Consider the following 17,996-nt stretch of genomic DNA (forward strand, 5'->3'; position numbering starts at 1 on the left):
AAAAAATGTCAGACTTCATCACTGATTTTCCAGCTTTATTGAAATATTGGAATTTTGATAGCAATATTAAATTAGATATAGAAAAACTCCCTATTACTAGTAAAAAACACGTTAACTGGAAATGTCCTAACTGTTCCTATGAATGGAAAGCAAGTGTTTCAACATCTTACAAGCAAATTCTAAATCATACGAAAATCTGTCCTGTATGTGACCTCGGAGAAGTGCTTATAAAAGGACAAAACTCTATATCTGATAGGTTTCCTAACCTTCTTGAGTACATAAACTTTCATTATGAAAATATAGAAACAATTCAAAACGAAATTGAAAATTTAACCTTTACTTCAAAGAGATTATTTCATTTTAAATGTCCTACCTGTCATGTTGGTTGGAAAGATGTAGCCAATACTTCTAGATTATTAACAACAAAATTAAACAAAAAAGTTTTTCATGTAGGCTGTAACGAATATAAATATAATGTACTTTTCTATAAAGCATACCCTAATCTTGGGAAAATATATCTTTCAGGCGATTATAACAAGTTGGAATTTGAAAAATTAACTCTCAGTGATAATGTTACAATTCCCAGAAAATGGAAATGTGATAAGTGCGATTGTTTTTTTGATTTATCAATAGATAAGTTGATTTCAAGAATTAAGAGGAATGGATTTTATTGCACTAAATGTGAAGCAACTTTTGACACAGCTATAAAAGCGAACGCAACTCCGCCTCTTGTTTACACAGATAAGCATCTTCTTGAGCAATTGGTTAGAAATCATATTAAAAAAAATATGATTGACTGTTTGTCTAATATAGTAGCAACTTGGAAATGTACAGAATGTAATGGGGAATATGAATGCTCAGTTGTTAAAAGACATCAAGAAGGTTGTCCATATTGCAGTGATAAACAAATGTTAAAAGGCTTTAACACCTTGAAAGAAACCCACCCATATCTTGAAAAATTTTGGATTAATAATAAACGATTATTTTCTAATTATTGGCATAAATCATTTGATGTTTTGAATTGGAAATGTCCTTGTTGTAATATTCAGTTTCAATGCAGTCCTGCCGAAATGATCTCTAGAACCAACTTAGAGAATAGTAACTTTGAAACGTGTCCTAACAACTGTGATTGGAATACACTGGTTTTTAATAATGATATTTTCCATAATTCGCCAAGGTTACGGAAAGAATGGAGTAAAAAAAATAATATCCCTGTTCACTTAGCACTAAGTCATATTGAAACAAAAAAATATTGGTGGAACTGCTCTATTTGTCAAGGCGAATACCTCTGTTCAATCCCAATAAGAAGAGAAGTAATAGATAGCTGTCCATATTGTAATGATGAACAGCCATTAAAGGGATATAATACACTAGCTGACATTCACCCTGAACTATCTAGTTATTGGAGCAGCAAAAATATCCAAAAATTTGATGAAATAACTCTATCAGAAGCTAAAAATAAAAAATATATATGGTTGTGCGACTGTTGTAATTTAGAGTTTAATGAAAAACTAAGTATTGTTCTAGATAAATTTTCGAATAATAATAGAAAACTCAAGAAAATTTGCCCTTACTGTAATAAAAAAATACCTAAACCTGAAGAATCATTGGGTTACAAAAAGCCATTTTTAAAATCGGAATGGCTAGAAAATATTAATGGAGACATTTATAACATTTTCTCTAATTCAAACGATATAATTGAATGGATATGTAGAAAATGCCACAGAAACTTTAAGGCAAAGATCTCTAATAGAGCTGAAGACGATAAATGTTGCCCTTATTGTTCCAATAGAATATTAATAAAGGGAATCAATGACCTTGCGACAACTCATCCTCACTTAATAAAAGAGTGGTCAAATTTGAATGACCGACAATTAAGTTGTTTAACCAACAAATCAAGCTATAAAGCATGGTGGAAATGTTCTGTGTGTTCAAATACATACCAGCAGGTTGTTAGTTCTAAGTTAATTAGTAAAACATCTTGTCCTTACTGTCGAAAAACAAAAGTATTAAAAGGCTTTAACGACCTTGCGACCACACACCCGTGGTTGATTAAGGAATGGTCAACTTTAAATGACAGGGACTCTAGTTCTATAATGTGTAATTCAAATTATAGAGCATGGTGGAAATGTGCTGAATGTAGCAAAGAATATCGGCAATCAGTTAAGAAAAAAATTCTAATGAATATATCTTGTTGTCCATATTGTCGAAACAATAAAGTATTAAAAGGTTTAAACGATCTTGCAACAACACATGAGTATTTATTAAACGAATGGGATTATCTGAATAATATTCTTTTAGCAAAGCCAACAGAAATTGATGAGAAAAGTAATAAAATTGTATGGTGGATTTGTAAAGATAATCCAAATCATCGGTATAAGTTTAAAATCAATGAAAAAATTAAATATGAAAAACGTAGCTTAATAACCTGTAAAATCTGTAAAGGTTTAAGAAGAAAACAAGAGCATTTCGTTCAGTTTGCTAAAATAAATTAAACAATCTAAAAACACTCTAAATCATTAAATTGATATTAAAGTGTTTTTTTAATATCAAAATGTACATTTGAAAAATTTTTAGTTTTCACTTAAATAAAGTACATTTTACAGTAGATGAATGGCTTTTAAAATTTCCAGTTTTCACTTAAATAAAGTACATAATTGAGAATAATTAGCTCTAAAAAAATTTTTGGTTATTGGTTTAATTGTATAGCTTATTTGAACATTCCTAAATCTCCCCTATAATATCTTTCCGAAAAACTATAATTTTCTTGAAAAATATATCTAGCTATGCTATACTACTAGTATAGAAAGATTTGGAGAAAAACATGAAACGCGAGATCTTATTAGAACGGATTGATAAACTCAAACAAGTCATGCCCTGGTACGTCTTAGAATATTACCAATCAAAACTGGCTGTTCCATATAGTTTTACGACCTTATACGAATACTTAAAGGAATACGATCGATTTTTCACCTGGGTTTTGGAATCTGGTATATCGGATGCTGACACCATGCCTAATATTCCCTTAGACGTTCTGGAGCACATGACCAAGAAAGACATGGAATCCTTTATCCTTTACTTACGTGAACGTCCTCTGCTCAATGCCAATACGACGAAAAACGGAGTTTCTCAAACAACCATTAACCGTACCCTTTCGGCACTTTCTAGCCTTTATAAGTATTTGACTGAGGAGGTTGAAAATGAACAAGGTGAACCTTATTTCTATCGCAATGTTATGAAGAAGGTTGCTACCAAGAAAAAGAAAGAAACCTTGGCGGCCCGAGCTGAAAATATCAAGCAAAAGCTCTTTTTAGGTGATGAAACAGAGGGATTTTTGAATTATATAGATGAGGAATACCCTAAAACTCTCTCAAATCGAGCCTTATCGTCCTTTAACAAGAATAAGGAGCGAGATTTAGCCATTATTGCACTCCTTCTTGCCTCTGGTGTCCGTCTCTCTGAGGCAGTTAACCTAGATCTTCGAGATCTTAACCTTAAAATGATGGTGATTGATGTTACTCGAAAAGGTGGGAAAAGAGACTCAGTCAATGTGGCTGCCTTTGCTAAACCCTATTTAGAGCAATATCTTGCTATTCGAGACAAACGTTATAAGTCTGAAAAGACTGATACAGCCCTCTTCTTAACCTTGTATCGAGGTGTTCCAAACCGGATTGATGCTTCTAGTGTTGAAAAGATGGTGGCCAAGTATTCAGAAGACTTTAAAGTCCGCGTAACTCCCCACAAACTGCGCCATACTCTTGCAACCCGTCTCTATGATGCAACCAAATCCCAAGTTTTGGTCAGTCACCAGCTAGGACATGCTAGCACACAAGTAACGGACTTGTATACGCATATCGTTAATGACGAACAGAAAAATGCCTTGGATAGTTTATAAAATACATAATATAAATTATGTAATGTTTTAGTGTAAAAAAAGAGCGTAGATTTTTTATCGAATCTTTCGCTCTTTTATTCTTTCTATAAAAATTCGATCCAATAATTACGGTGTGGCTCAATAATTACTGGTTTTTCCCAGAATGATTTTAGATAGGCCAAGTTTGCAGGGGTGACAGGTCTTTTTTCATCATTGAACTTCTCTGCACTCTCTTCCGTTAGAAAGCATTTAACTGCTTCATATGGTGTACCATCGCTCGCTATTCGATCAATTCCTAAATAAGCAATTTCATCACCGGCTTTTGGAATATCTGTAAATAGTTTACCAATAAAATAAACAGTCTTATCTTTCATTAATTCATAAGCCTTACTATTTTCCAGTCTGTTATTCGCTGCAGCGTACATAATACAAAAACTGTCCACAGTATCTTTTAAAGGCATTAATTCTTCTTTGCTGACTATAATTTCGTCGGGAGCAAGCCCACCAATGATTAAGTTTTTATAATGAGGTTGCTGAATGATATTATCTAAGGCCATTCCTAATGGTAGTTGGACAGCTTGGTAGCCTAATGGTTCTAGCTCTTGCTTTTTCTGGTCAAGGTGTTCTTGTGTAATACTGATATTCAAATCATATGGACTTGAAGGTTGTTGCTTACTAAAAAAAGCCACTACTATACGATCTAACTGTTCAAATAGACCAAGTTTTTCCATTGGAATTTTCATCATCGAATATGATCCCCTTTTTGTTCAGATTTCCCTTTATTCTACTCTCATTATTTTTGAATATCAAGTTTAAACAAAAAGAAATCCATATTACATGGATCTCTTTTGATTTTATTCCACAACAGCCTCAGCAATTTCTTCTGCAGTAATTCCTGCAAAGTAACGACCTAGGTTAATGGTTTGAAGGGCTTTGAGGACATCTTCACGTTCGTATTTGACACCACGAAGGACATCTTCTACTGCTGCTACGTCTTCGATACCAAAGAAGTCACCGTAAATCTTGATGTCTTGAATTTTTGACTCAATAACATTAGCAAAGATTTCAACCTTACCGCTTGGGAATTTAGTTCCACGACGGACGTTATACTCTGGTGATTTACCATAGTTCCAATCCCAAGTTCCAAACTTAGTATCTTTGATACGATTGATTTCAGCCAATTCTTCATCTGAGAATACATACTCAGTCATCTCAGGGTATTCTTTTTTCATGTATTCCAAGAGTAAATCACGGAATTCTTCAACAGTGATCTTTTCTGGCAACTCATCAATAATATTAGTTACTCGAGCACGGACTGATTTAACCCCTTTTGATTCAAACTTATCTTTAGACACTTTAAGTGCGTTAGCTAGGACTGACAAATCCACATCAAAGAGAAGACAACCATGGTGCATGATACGGCCATTGATATAGGCTTGTGCATTTCCACAGAATTTCTTACCGTCGATTTCCAAGTCGTTACGGCCTGTAAATTCAGCTTTAACACCAAGTTGAGCTAAGGTATTGATAACCGGAGTAGAGAAGCTCTTGAAGTCAAAGGCCTTGTTTTCATCTTCTTTTGAAATGATTGTATAGTTTAGGTTGTTCAAATCATGGTAAACAGCTCCACCACCACTGATTCGACGGACTACTTCAATTCCATTTTCACGAACATAGTCACGGTTAATTTCCTCGATGGTATTTTGATGACGACCTACAATGATAGATGGTTTGTTGATCCAAAGAAGGAAGATTTGATCTTCATCAAGAAGATGCTTAAAAGCGTACTCCTCTAAAGCAATATTAAAGGCAGTGTCGTTTGAATGATTGATAATGTATTTCATAAGATACCTTCTAATACGATAGAGACTGGAAAATAATTCCAGTCTAGTCTATCTATTTTTATTTTTTCTTAGGTGAATGGATGGCCATTCCAAGAACATCAGCAAATGCTTCGTACATAACTTCAGAGTATGTTGGGTGACCGTGGATTGTCTTAAGCATTTCTTCAACAGTGATTTCCATTTCGATGATACTTGACGCTTCATTGATCAACTCTGCAGCAGCAGGACCAATGATATGGACTCCAAGGATTTCACCATATTTCTTGTCTGCAATGACTTTAACAAATCCTTGAGCTGCATCAGATGCAATTGCACGTCCGTTTGCAGCAAAGTTGAATTTACCGATTTGGACATCATATTTTTCACGAGCTTGTTCTTCAGTCAAACCAACTGCTGCTACTTCTGGAAGTGTGTAAATAGCTGCAGGAGTCAAGTTCAATTTAGCAACATGGTGATTTCCTTTAAGGGCATTTTCAGCAGCAACTTCACCCATACGGAAGGCAGCATGTGCCAACATTTTAGTACCGTTGATATCACCTGGTGCATAGATACCTGGAACAGAAGTTTCCATGTATTCATTAACCTTGATACGACCACGGTCTAACTCAAACTCAACTTCTCCGATACCTTCAAGGTCTGGAACACGGCCGATTGAAAGAAGGGCTTTATTTGCGATGATATCATCTTTTCCTTCAACTTTGATACGAAGTTTGCCATCTTCTTCAATAATTTCTTGAAGTTTAGTACCTGTTAAGATAGTCATACCTTTGCGTTCAAGAATCAAGCGAAGGTTCTTAGATACTTCCGCATCCATTGCTGGGACAATGCGATCCATCATTTCGATAACAGTAACTTTTGAACCAAATGTCATGAAGGCTTGCCCAAGCTCGATACCGACAACTCCACCACCAATAATCACAAGGCTTTCTGGTACTTCATTCATTTCAAGGATGTCATCACTAGTCATCACAAGTGATGATTCCATGCCAGGAACGTTAATCTTGCTTACTTTTGAACCACCAGCAAGGATGATCTTCTTCGTTTCAAGCAATTCAGAACCATTAACCAAGACATTCTTATCTTTCGTAATGGTACCGATACCCTTGTGAACATCCACTCCGTAGCTGCGAAGAAGACCCGCAACACCACCAACAAGAGTATTAACAACTTTAGATTTAGTTTCTAAAAGTTTTTCCATATCAACAGTGAAGTTAGGATTTTCAATCACGATACCACGATTTGCAGCGTGACCGATATTCTCGATAATTTCAGCGTTGTGAAGGTAAGTTTTAGTTGGGATACATCCGCGGTTCAAACATGTTCCACCAAGTTCAGATTTCTCAACAAGAGCAACCTTACCACCTAATTGAGCTGCTTTAATGGCAGAAACATAACCAGCAGGTCCACCACCAATAACAACGATATCATAAGCATCATCGCTCTTACCATCATCATTCGAAGCACTTGCTGCAGGTGCTGGGCTAGCTTCTGGTGCAGCTGCTCCAGCTGTTGGGATATTTTCCCCTTCTTCACCAAGATAACCGATAACTTCAGTAACAGGAACAGTCTCGCCGTCCCCTTTCAGGATAGCGATCAAGTAACCGTCTTCTTCTGCTTCCAATTCCATGCTGACTTTGTCAGTCATGATTTCCAAAAGGATTTCTCCTTCTTTTACAAATTCTCCGACTTTTTTATTCCATTGGACGATTTGTCCTTCTGTCATATCCACGCCGGCTTTTGGCATAATTACTTCTAAGGCCATATCTTACTTCCTTTATCTATATTTCTAAAAATAAATTCTCTAAACCAACATTGAGATTGGGTTTTCAATTAAAGCTTTCAAGTCTTTCATAAACTTAGCACCAGCCATACCATCTACGACACGGTGGTCAATTGTTAAACCAAGACTCATAATTGGACGAATCACGATTTCACCATTTACTACAACAGGTTTCTCAATTGTTGAGCTAACCCCAAGGATTGCTGAGTTCGGTTGGTTGATGATAGGACCAAATGATTGAACACCAAACATTCCCAAGTTACTGATGGTGAAGGTTGAATTTTGCAATTCGCTAGGAGCTAGTTTACCATCCAAAGTACGTCCGATGACATCTTTAAATGCAACAACCAATTCAGACAAGGTCATCTTTTCAGCATTGTAGACAACTGGTGTCATCAATCCATTATCCATACCAACCGCCATCGCAAGGTTGACATAGTTGTGAGTGATAATTGTCTTACCATCTTCAGTTAATGACGCATTGATGTATGGGTGTTTCATAAGAGTCTTAACAACCGCAAGTGAAAGCAAGTCTGTAACAGTAATTTTCTTACCAGTTGCTTCCATGATTGGATCAAGGACTTTCTTACGAAGTGCAAGCATTTCAGACATATCGACATCATAGTTAAGCGTGAAGGTTGGTGCAGTCAAGTATGATTCAACCATACGTTGAGCAATAACCTTACGCATTGGTGTCATTGGAATACGCTCGATTTCCCCATAAGGAGTTACGTTATCTGGAACTTCTTCCACTTTTTCAATCTGAGAAGGTGACTTAATCGTATCGTTTTCAATGTTTTCCGGAAGGAAAGCTAAAACATCCTTCTTCATAATCTTGCCACGATGACCAGTTCCTTGAATTTCCTGCCATGCAATGTTATGTTCAAGGGCAATTCGTTTTGCAAGTGGTGAAATGCGAACCACATTAGTGTCTTTATATGTTTCCACGTCTTCTTTGTGGACACGACCGTTTGCGCCTGAGCCAGAAATGTCGTAGAGATTTATCCCTAAATCATCCGCTAATTTTCTAGCCGCAGGAGTCGCTCTTAGCTTATCATCAGCCATGACCTCTCCTATTCTATTTATGATGCAAAGGGCGTTTAAAAGCGACCGAAAAATAGGAAATCGACGCAGACTTCGATGAAGTCAAGGAGATTTATCTTTTTTCCGAGCTTTTAGCCCGTGCTCTAATCTAAGATATCAAGTACGTAGAGAACTTTGCATCTATTAGATACTAAGCTTCTCGTCTGATTAATTTGATTACATAATTTATTTTATGTATTATTGTTTGTTGTGAGTTTTACGGATTGCATCTTTGATGCTTTCAACCGTTGGAATCATTGCATTTTCAAGATTTTGTGCATAAGGCATTGGTACATCCTCACCTGCACAACGGCGAATAGGTGCATCTAAATAATCGAACGCTTCTGATTCTGAAATAATAGCTGAGATTTCACCGATAAAACCACTTGTCTTGTGGGCATCGTTTACAAGAACTACTTTTCCAGTCTTCTTAACTGAATTAATAATGATGTCTTTATCAAGTGGAACCAAAGTACGTGGGTCTACTACTTCTACTGAGATGCCTTCTTCAGCCAATTCTTCAGCTGCTTGCATGACACGACGAAGCATTTTACCGTATGTTACTACCGTTACATCAGTTCCTTCGCGTTTAATTTCACCAACACCAAGCGGAATTGTATAGTCAGGATCTACTGGTACTTCACCTTTTTGGTTAAATTCTGATTTGTATTCAAGAATGATAACAGGATTATTGTCACGGATAGAAGACTTAAGAAGTCCCTTCATATCAGCTGGTGTACCTGGAGCTACAACCTTCAATCCTGGGATATGAGTGAACCATGATTCCAATGATTGTGAGTGTTGTGCTGCAGAACCTACTCCGTTACCAGCGGCACAGCGGATTGTAATTGGTACTTGACCTTTACCACCAAACATGTAACGAGTTTTAGCTGCTTGGTTGACGATATTATCCATGGCAATAACAGAAAAGTCCATGAAAGTCATGTCGACGATTGGACGAAGCCCAGTCATAGCTGCACCAGCAGCTGCTCCAGAAATAGCTGCTTCGGAAATCGGACAGTCACGAACACGTTCTGGCCCAAATTCTTCAAGCATACCTACAGATGTACCAAAGTCTCCACCAAAGACACCGACATCTTCACCCATCAAGAGTACATTTTCGTCGCGACGCATTTCCTCAGACATTGCAAGGATAATGGTATCGCGGAAAGACATTAATTTTGTTTCCATATTTCTCTACTTCTCCTTAGTCTGCGTAAATATCTTCAAAAGCTGATTCTAGTGGAGGGAATGGACTTTCTTCTGCAAACTTAACAGATGCTTCCACTGCTTCCTTGACCTGAGCCTGAATTTCTTCAAGTTCTTCTGCACTAGCAATTTTATTTTCAACAAGGTACTTGCGAAGGTTTTCGATTGGATCTTTTTCTTTCCACTCATCGACTTCTTCACGTGTACGATATTTACCAGGGTCTGATGATGAGTGACCAAGCCAACGGTAAGTTACACTTTCGATCAAGACAGGACCTTTACCAGAACGAACATGGTCAACTGCTTTCTTAAATCCTTCGTAGACATCGATAACATTGTTACCGTCTTCGATAAACATTCCAGGAATACCGTAAGCAGCACTACGCTCATGGATATGCTTGACATTTGTCATTTTCTTAATATCAGCAGAGATTCCATAACCGTTATTGATACAGTAGAAAATTACTGGAAGATTCCAAATTGAAGCCATATTAACAGCTTCGTGGAATACACCTTCATTCGTCGCTCCATCACCAAAGAAGCAGACAACGATTTTACCAGTGTTTTTCATTTGTTGAGTAAGGGCTGCACCTACTGCAATCCCCATACCACCACCTACGATACCGTTAGCACCAAGGTTCCCTGCATCAAGGTCGGCGATGTGCATTGATCCACCTTTACCTTTACAAGTTCCAGTATACTTACCAAGGATTTCAGCCATCATACCATTAAGGTCGATTCCTTTAGCAATGGCTTGTCCGTGACCACGGTGGTTCGATGTTATGAGGTCGTCTTCGTTTAGAGCTAACATAGCCCCAACGTTTGCAGCTTCCTCACCAACAGAAAAGTGCGTCATACCTGGCACTTTTCCTTTTTTTACTAATTGAGCAATTTTTAAATCCATACGACGAATTTCTTCCATCTTACGGAACATCTCAAGCAAAAGATTTTTATCTAAAGTTGACATAATCTTGCCTTTCTAAGTTTAATTTCTTATAGTTCTATTCTAACTTATAGGTTAACTAGAGTCAAAGATTATGCTTGATATTTTTTCACAAATTAAAAAAAGAAAAGTCAATGAAATCAAGACTTTTCTTTACGTAAAATGGCTATTTCACAAACTGATTTCCATGGATATTTTCAACAAATTATTTGAATCTTTTCATAATAACTTGTAAACGCCACTGATAGAGTAATCCGCTGACAACTAAACTTACGATAAGACCTATCCAATATGAATAAGCATCGAGATTTGTTGAATAATCTAGAAATAAACCAAGAGGTATAGCAACTCCCCAGTATCCAAGGAGACCAAGGTAGAAAGGGATGACAGTATCTTTGTAGCCTCGTAAAATACCTTGTAATGGTGCCGCAAATGTATCAGCTAGTTGGAAAAATAAGCTATAGGTCATAAAACTAGCCGTTAATTGAATGAACTCTGGATCATGACCATAGAGACTGGCAACATTTTCTCTAAAAATATACAGAAAAGAAAGTGTTAAAATTGCGAATACCATAGCTGATAGTCGTCCGATTTTTATGTATTTCTTAGCATCCTCTAGACGTTTAGCACCAACTTCGTAAGAAACAACAATAGCCATTGCTGTTGAAATGCTCATAGGAAAAGCGTACATGAGAGAAGAAAAATTCATGGCAGATTGATGACTAGCTATTATCAATGATGAAAACTTTGCCATAATCAATCCCACTGCTGAAAAAATAGCAACTTCTGCAAATACAGTTCCACCTATTGGTAATCCCAGTTTTATCGCTTCTTTTATTTTGTTCCTGTCTAAAGGTAGTCGGTTTTCTAAGTGTAGTTCTTTTAATTTTTCTTGTTTAAGAAGGACTAGTATAGATATACTCAACAAGGCCCAATAAGCCATAGAGGTCCCAAGGCCTGCCCCAGCTCCTCCCAACTCAGGAAAACCAAAGGCACCATAAATCAATAAATAGTTAAAACCACTATTTAGAGGGAGTAATAAAAGCATCAAATACATGGACAACCTTGTCAATCCAAGTGCATCCAGTAATGAACGGATAACACTAAAGAGTAAGAGAGGAATAATCCCTATTGCTAAAAACCATAGATAACGAACTGCTATATTTGCTACCGCCGCTTCTAATCCCATATTATTTAGAACTAGAGGAGCAACCAGAAAAACTAAAACAAATAGAAAAATGGATAAGCCAAGCGAAAGATAAAGAAACTGATAGAAATCAGAAGCCACTTCTTCTTTTTTCCCACGTCCTAAATGATGTCCAACTATAGGGACTAAGGCAGAAACAATACCTGTTAAAAAAGTAAAGAAAGGATTCCACAAGCTAGTAGCCATTGATACACCAGCTAAATCAATAGTATTATACTGGCCGGTCATGGTCGTATCAACAAAGGAAGCCGAATAATTTGCGAATTGATAAACCAAAATAGGGAAGAAAATCTTAAGAAATAAAATGAACTTGTCTTTAAAATGATGGGTTGGATACATACAGACTCTCTCTAAATTTAAATTTTATAGAGCAGTATTTCATCTAGTATTTATAGACAATCTGTCCATTACAAATAGTGTATTTTACCTGCCCTTTTAAAGTTTCACCGATAAATGGTGAATTAGCTGCTTTGGAAGCAAAATGGTTGTCTACAATTCGGTCAGCTTTATCATCAAAAATGGTAATATCAGCTGGACCATTTTCAGCCAAATAACCTGCTTCAAAATGATACAATTTGGCTGGGTTTACTGTCATTTTTTCTAACAACTCCATCAAGCTTAGCTCACCAGCTTCGACTAAGTAAGTTAAACCGAGCGACAATGAAGTTTCCAGTCCTGTCATGCCTGAAGGAGCTTTGGTGATATCCTCGACATTTTTTTCATCAGCATGGTGAGGCGCGTGATCAGTCGCAATCACGGAAATGACACCAGACTTGAGTCCTTCGATAACTGCACGACGGTCAGACTCCAAGCGAAGTGGTGGATTCATCTTAGCATTACTTCCCTTAGTCAAGAGAAGCGCTTCAGTCTTAGAGAAATGTTGCGGTGCTACTTCTGCAGTTACGTTTGCTCCCAAACCTTGAGCAAACTCTACTACTTTAACACTTTCTTCTTTAGATAAATGCTGAATATGAACATGAGCTTTTGTTGCATAGGCAATCATAACATCACGTGCAATCATAGCATACTCAGCAACTCCTGTTGCCCCACAGATATGGAAGTATTCTTTAGCAATGTTTTCATTGAAACCGAGAATTCCATTCAAGCCAGGATCTTCCTCGTGTAAGCTGATAAAGGTGTTGAGTTTTTTAGCCTCTTCCATAGCTTCCTTGACAACTTTACTGCTTTCAAGCGGAATGCCGTCATCAGAAAAACCTACAGCTCCAGCTTCTAAAAGAGCTTTAAAATCAGTTAAGTCTTGACCATTAAAGTTCTTGGTAATCGTTGCTACAGACTTAACATTAATTTTTTCCTTTGCCGCAGATTGAAGAACTTCCTGCAAAGTCTCAACATCGGAGATGATTGGATTAGTATTAGCCATCATAACGACAGTTGTAAATCCACCTGCAGCAGCTGCTAGTGCTCCTGTATGAATGTCTTCTTTATGAATTTGACCAGGTTCACGGAAATGAACATGGATATCCACCAAGCCAGGTGCAACTACAAGACCAGTTGCATCAATGACCTCTGCATCTTTCTCACTAATTTGTGGTGCAATTTTGACAATTTTACCGTCTTCAACCAAGACATCACACACTTGATCCAAACCAGACTTAGGATCCATTACTCGACCATTTTTAATTAGTAGCATCTGCTTTCTCCTTTATTCGTAGAAATCCACTTGGGTATCCATTAATTTATCACCATCATAAACAAACTTTGCTGAAAAGAATGGTTTATCTTCTAAAAGCCACTCTACGAAGGTGTGGTCTCCTTCCCAGGTTGGTTTGCTTAAAACCTCATCATAAGGAACCCATTCTAAAGTCCCTTCATTACAGTCAATTAAATCACCCTCAAACTCCGTCACCTTAAACACATAGGTGTACCAGTCTAAGTCTGGTGTGAACTCAGGAAAGGTTATTACACCTTTAAGAACCGGCTTAGCCTTCAATCCTGTTTCTTCTAAAATCTCGCGGGCAGCACATTCTTGTGGAGTTTCTCCACGCTCTAACTTTCCACCTACACCGATCCATTTTCCTTCATGGACATCATTAGGCTTTTTATTGCGATGAAGCATGAGCAGTTCTTTTCCATTATCAATGTAGCAAATCGTCGCTAACTGAGGCATATTTTCTCCTTATCTAAGCCAATCAATCGGCTCTTGTCCTGTCTCTGTTAAGAATGTATTGGCCTTAGAAAAAGGCTTGGAACCCCAAAATCCTCTGTAAACAGAAAGAGGACTTGGATGGGCTGATTCAATAATCAAATGTAGAGGATTGGTCACTAAAGCCTTCTTCTTACGTGCATAAGCACCCCAGAGGAGAAAGACTACAGGTCTATCAAGATTATTAACAACCTTAATTACAGCATCTGTAAAAGGCTCCCATATTTGACCAGCATGACCGTTGGCCTGTCCTGCCGGAACTGTAAGACAAGCATTGAGAAGTAAAACACCCTGCTCCGCCCAAGCTGTCAAATCATGGGATGCTTTAACTCCAATATCATCAGCAAGTTCTTTTAAAATATTTTGCAAAGAAGGAGGTGCTGGGATATTATCTGGAACAGAAAAACTCAAACCTTGAGCCTGACCAGGACCATGATAAGGATCCTGACCAAGAATCACCACTTTGACCTCTTCAAGAGGAGTTGTCAAAAGAGCCTGAAAAACCTTTTCCTTGGCCGGATAAACAGTTCCTTGAGCATAGACCTGCTCCATAAAGTGATTAATTTTCCCAAAATAACCTTCCGATAATTGCTCCTTAATCAAGGCGTGCCAAGATGAGTGTTGCATAGCTTTCTCCTTTATCGTATCCATCGAAAAGCACGTCTTAATTCATCCGTACCATTTTTAAAAAAGCATAAACCATGTGCAAGTATGATCTTATCAGGTTTCCAGTTTAACATACGGGAAAAGGAAGTTTTTGCTTCCCTTTGTCTTCCTATGAAAGTCATCCGATAATCGATAGGAGTTTGTCCATCAGGGGATGTTACACGAGCTAAACGATAGAATCTTCTGCTGATTGGACTAGCTATCTTTTCCGGTTCAAAATTCTCTATGAGGTCTGTCACAATCAGTGTTTTAGTTGATTTATGAAAAAATACCACCTCTTCAATGACTGAACTTCCCTTAAAAATGAGTTGTTCAATCTCATCAGACCATAAGTCAGGAGCCTTATCTGTTAAGGGAGCATCAAATACAACCTTGACTTTCTGACTTTTCGCTCTCTCTTCAACTCCTGGACTAGACCATGCTTGTGCATAAGGATATCTTTGTTTCCAATCTGCAATATAGGAGTAGTGAATTTTATTTGGTGAAATCAGGTAAGCGACTTTGCCCAAAGCGTCCAGTTCAGTAAAAAGTTTCTCATTTGGAGCAATAGGAGAATGAATCCAAAGTTTGTCATCGTTTAACTTAATCACCGTCATACGTGTCTGAAAAGGAAGTTTGAAGACCTTCATATCCATTTGTATCAAATCACCATCTACTATCCAGATATTTTGATCAACTTCCTTTAGTAAATACAATGGTTCATAAAGAGAAAGAGCTGGCCTAGACATCATTTACTACTCCTTCGTTAATACTGCCTCTATTATAGCAAAAAGTGGCTATTGAAACCACTTTTTACAGTTTATCTAAGAATTCTAGCAGAGCCTGATAAGAGTCAACTTCGTAAGTTGGCTGGGCTTGTGTGTGATTTTCCAGGTGATGAGGATTGTACCAGATTGTGTCAATCCCTGCATTATTGCCACCTTGGATATCGGCGGTTAGAGAATCTCCAATCATCAGCGTCTTTTCTTTACTAAATCCAGCAATCTGCTGACCGATTTTTTCATAGAATAGTGCATCAGGTTTTTGCGTTTGCAACTGCTCTGAGATAAAGACTTGATTGAAATAGGGAGCAAGACCTGATTGAACCATGCGACCTGTCTGAATTGCAGTTATCCCGTTGGTGGCAGCGTAGAGTTCATAACCACGATCAATAAGGCTATCTAAGAGTTCCATGGCCCCAGAAAATACCTGCCCCTGTTGAGCTAAATAAAACTGATAACGTTCAGCTAAGTATACGCCATCCTTTTCAATTTCAAAATGAGCAAATAAACGAGAAAAACGTGTGTTGACTAGTTCTTGTTTGGTTATCTTTTTCTCTTCCAAATCCTTCCAGAGAGACTTGTTCATTGGAACGTAATAATCTTTATAGGCTTGAATATCCTCAACACCTTCTTCTTTTAGAAGTTGCGTTAAAGCCACATCCTCGGCAGCATCAAAATCAAGCAAGGTATGATCAAGGTCGAAGAGTAAAAATTTATAAGTCATAAGTATAATATCCTAAAGTTTCTAAATAATGGTTGTTAAAATATCTTCACAATCCTTAGCTCTAAGTATATCATATTGAACATCTTATTTCTGAAACTTAGTTCATTTCCTAACTAAATTTTTAACTCAGTGTAGGTTAAATCTTTTAAAAAGTTTGTAAAAAATGAACAATCTTTTTATTTTTTTAGAAATTTGTCGGAAATATCTTACTATTTTATATTATTATTTGTCTTACACTCCTTATTGTGATATAATTCACCTATAGGATAGTTTTAGTAATAGACTAGGAGGAGGGCAACAATAAGGGTGTCTATAAAATCATCCTATATAAAATAATTGATTCAGGGAGTATTACTTAAAGTACAATATTTTTTTGTATCTTAAGAATACCAATCTAACAAAAGGGAAGGATAATAATGAATAACAAAAAGAAATTGGGAATCTTTTCTTTTATTATTTGCATATTGACAACTGTCTTTGTATTTAGTTTGAATAAAACATTTGCTGAAACCACTGAGGTTTCAGTATCTGGAAAATTTGTGGATACAATCACAAATGTTAAAGTAACGAATAACGAAGGTGGAGATTTAAATTGGGATTTAGAGCAATGGGCTACATTCCTTATCACTGCAAATTTTGATTTAAAAAATAAAAATGTCAAAGCAGGGGATACTACCGTTATATCTGTACCAGACGCTTTGATGATTACTTCACAATCATTCGATATTAAGGATATCAAAACAAATGAGATTATCGCACATGCCAAAGTGAGTGCAGATAACAAGTCCATTTCTTTGACTTATACGGATTATGTTGAAAAATACTCTGACACAAACGGATCTTTCTTCTTCTATGCTCGTGTCGATTTCAAAAAACACCCACAACAAGGAGAAATTCCAATTGAAATCACGATAAACAAGGAAACAAAACCTGCTGGAAAGATAACATTTAAAGGTATCGGAGACGGAAATCCTTATCTTTTAACAAAGACTAGCTGGGTTAACAGTGGAGACCAAAGAGAGATCCAATACACAATTTCTGTCAATCGTACAAAACAAAATATTAAGAATGTTACACTTGAGGATCACTTGCAATTTACCAATGCTTCTTACGAAAAGGATAGTATTAAAATTATTAAAGGTAAATTCTCTTACGATACCGGTGAATGGGTATTCTCAAACCGTGTTGATGTAACAGACCAACACAAGATTACAATTAGCGAAGATGGACAATCTTTCGTTATTGAATTAGGGGACATTACAGAAGAAGACCAATATCGTATTTCTTATAAAGTTCGTCTAAATTATGACCCTGTAGATCGTGAAGTCTTGAGAAATGAAGCAACGCTTAAAGGCCTAGGTATTGAAAACAAGAACGTAATTAATGCTGCTGCCGTTCAAATTCCTGGTGGTGCTGGTGTTGGTTATGTTTACTCAATCAATATCCATAAAGTCGATGAGGCGAATCAACCACTTAAGGGCGCTAAATTTAAAGTAGTTCGTCAAGCTAATAATCAAGTTATTGGTGAGTTTGTATCAGATGATAATGGTAATATTGCTGTTAACAAACTGTTAAAAGATAAATACACCATCACTGAAGTTGAAGCACCATCAGGTTATATCATCAAAGAAGCGGATACTGAAGTTAACGTTGAAGATTTTGGAGCTGATTATTCAGTAACAAAAACGATTGTGAATCCGAAGGAAGAAACAACCACAACAACTACAACGACTACTACAAC

15 protein-coding genes are annotated in these 17,996 nt (G+C 36.9%); 3 read left to right on the forward strand and 12 right to left on the reverse strand.

Going from position 1 to position 17,996, the window contains the following annotated elements:
• Positions 1-5: 5 nt before the first annotated feature.
• Together AB8E63_RS02710 and xerS are read left to right on the forward strand one after the other, a co-directional pair.
• Positions 6-2,495 (forward strand): zinc-ribbon domain-containing protein, encoded by a 2,490-nt coding sequence (locus AB8E63_RS02710; protein WP_368909816.1) that lies wholly within the window; start codon positions 6-8, stop codon positions 2,493-2,495.
• 329 nt (positions 2,496-2,824) lie between these two features.
• Complete coding sequence (gene xerS, locus AB8E63_RS02715) at positions 2,825-3,895, forward strand: tyrosine recombinase XerS (protein WP_368909817.1); 1,071 nt, start codon at positions 2,825-2,827, stop codon at positions 3,893-3,895.
• An 83-nt stretch (positions 3,896-3,978) separates the two neighbouring features.
• Here xerS and AB8E63_RS02720 read toward each other — a convergent pair whose 3' ends face one another.
• From AB8E63_RS02720 to AB8E63_RS02775, 12 genes are all read right to left on the reverse strand, one after another.
• The gene (locus AB8E63_RS02720; RefSeq protein ID WP_368909818.1) at positions 3,979-4,620 is read right to left on the reverse strand and encodes a hypothetical protein; all 642 of its coding nucleotides are present in this window, start codon (positions 4,618-4,620) and stop codon (positions 3,979-3,981) included.
• Positions 4,621-4,728: 108 nt separating this feature from the next.
• Positions 4,729-5,718: a lipoate--protein ligase gene (locus tag AB8E63_RS02725; RefSeq protein ID WP_368909819.1), complete on the reverse strand. Its 990-nt coding sequence runs from the start codon at positions 5,716-5,718 to the stop codon at positions 4,729-4,731.
• Between the two features lie 58 nt (positions 5,719-5,776).
• Entirely contained in the window at positions 5,777-7,480 is a 1,704-nt protein-coding gene (lpdA, locus tag AB8E63_RS02730) for a dihydrolipoyl dehydrogenase (protein WP_006151487.1), read from the reverse strand.
• A 39-nt stretch (positions 7,481-7,519) separates the two neighbouring features.
• The gene (locus AB8E63_RS02735; protein ID WP_368909820.1) at positions 7,520-8,563 is read right to left on the reverse strand and encodes a dihydrolipoamide acetyltransferase; all 1,044 of its coding nucleotides are present in this window, start codon (positions 8,561-8,563) and stop codon (positions 7,520-7,522) included.
• A gap of 216 nt (positions 8,564-8,779) precedes the next feature.
• Positions 8,780-9,772 carry an alpha-ketoacid dehydrogenase subunit beta gene (locus tag AB8E63_RS02740; RefSeq protein ID WP_006152177.1) on the reverse strand — a complete coding sequence of 331 codons (993 nt, stop codon included), beginning with the start codon at positions 9,770-9,772 and terminating at the stop codon, positions 8,780-8,782.
• Between the two features lie 16 nt (positions 9,773-9,788).
• Positions 9,789-10,757 (reverse strand): thiamine pyrophosphate-dependent dehydrogenase E1 component subunit alpha, encoded by a 969-nt coding sequence (locus AB8E63_RS02745; protein ID WP_036757432.1) that lies wholly within the window; start codon positions 10,755-10,757, stop codon positions 9,789-9,791.
• A 181-nt stretch (positions 10,758-10,938) separates the two neighbouring features.
• Complete coding sequence (locus AB8E63_RS02750; RefSeq protein ID WP_368909821.1) at positions 10,939-12,279, reverse strand: MATE family efflux transporter; 1,341 nt, start codon at positions 12,277-12,279, stop codon at positions 10,939-10,941.
• A gap of 43 nt (positions 12,280-12,322) precedes the next feature.
• Positions 12,323-13,591: a dihydroorotase gene (locus tag AB8E63_RS02755; RefSeq protein WP_368909822.1), complete on the reverse strand. Its 1,269-nt coding sequence runs from the start codon at positions 13,589-13,591 to the stop codon at positions 12,323-12,325.
• 12 nt (positions 13,592-13,603) lie between these two features.
• Positions 13,604-14,068: an NUDIX domain-containing protein gene (locus tag AB8E63_RS02760; RefSeq protein WP_368909823.1), complete on the reverse strand. Its 465-nt coding sequence runs from the start codon at positions 14,066-14,068 to the stop codon at positions 13,604-13,606.
• A gap of 9 nt (positions 14,069-14,077) precedes the next feature.
• The gene (locus AB8E63_RS02765) at positions 14,078-14,731 is read right to left on the reverse strand and encodes a uracil-DNA glycosylase (RefSeq protein ID WP_368909824.1); all 654 of its coding nucleotides are present in this window, start codon (positions 14,729-14,731) and stop codon (positions 14,078-14,080) included.
• 11 nt (positions 14,732-14,742) lie between these two features.
• Positions 14,743-15,498 carry a DUF4336 domain-containing protein gene (locus AB8E63_RS02770; RefSeq protein WP_368909829.1) on the reverse strand — a complete coding sequence of 252 codons (756 nt, stop codon included), beginning with the start codon at positions 15,496-15,498 and terminating at the stop codon, positions 14,743-14,745.
• 64 nt (positions 15,499-15,562) lie between these two features.
• Positions 15,563-16,255, reverse strand: a complete 693-nt coding sequence (locus AB8E63_RS02775; protein ID WP_368909825.1) for a YjjG family noncanonical pyrimidine nucleotidase — start codon at positions 16,253-16,255, stop codon at positions 15,563-15,565.
• Between the two features lie 416 nt (positions 16,256-16,671).
• Between AB8E63_RS02775 and AB8E63_RS02780 the strand changes: the two genes are divergently transcribed.
• Positions 16,672-17,996: Ig-like domain-containing protein (locus AB8E63_RS02780; RefSeq protein WP_368909826.1), on the forward strand; the 1,325-nt coding region annotated here is incomplete at its 3' end.

Source organism: Streptococcus sp. oral taxon 061 (assembly GCF_964211575.1).
In the GTDB taxonomy this organism is placed as follows: Bacteria; Bacillota; Bacilli; order Lactobacillales; family Streptococcaceae; genus Streptococcus.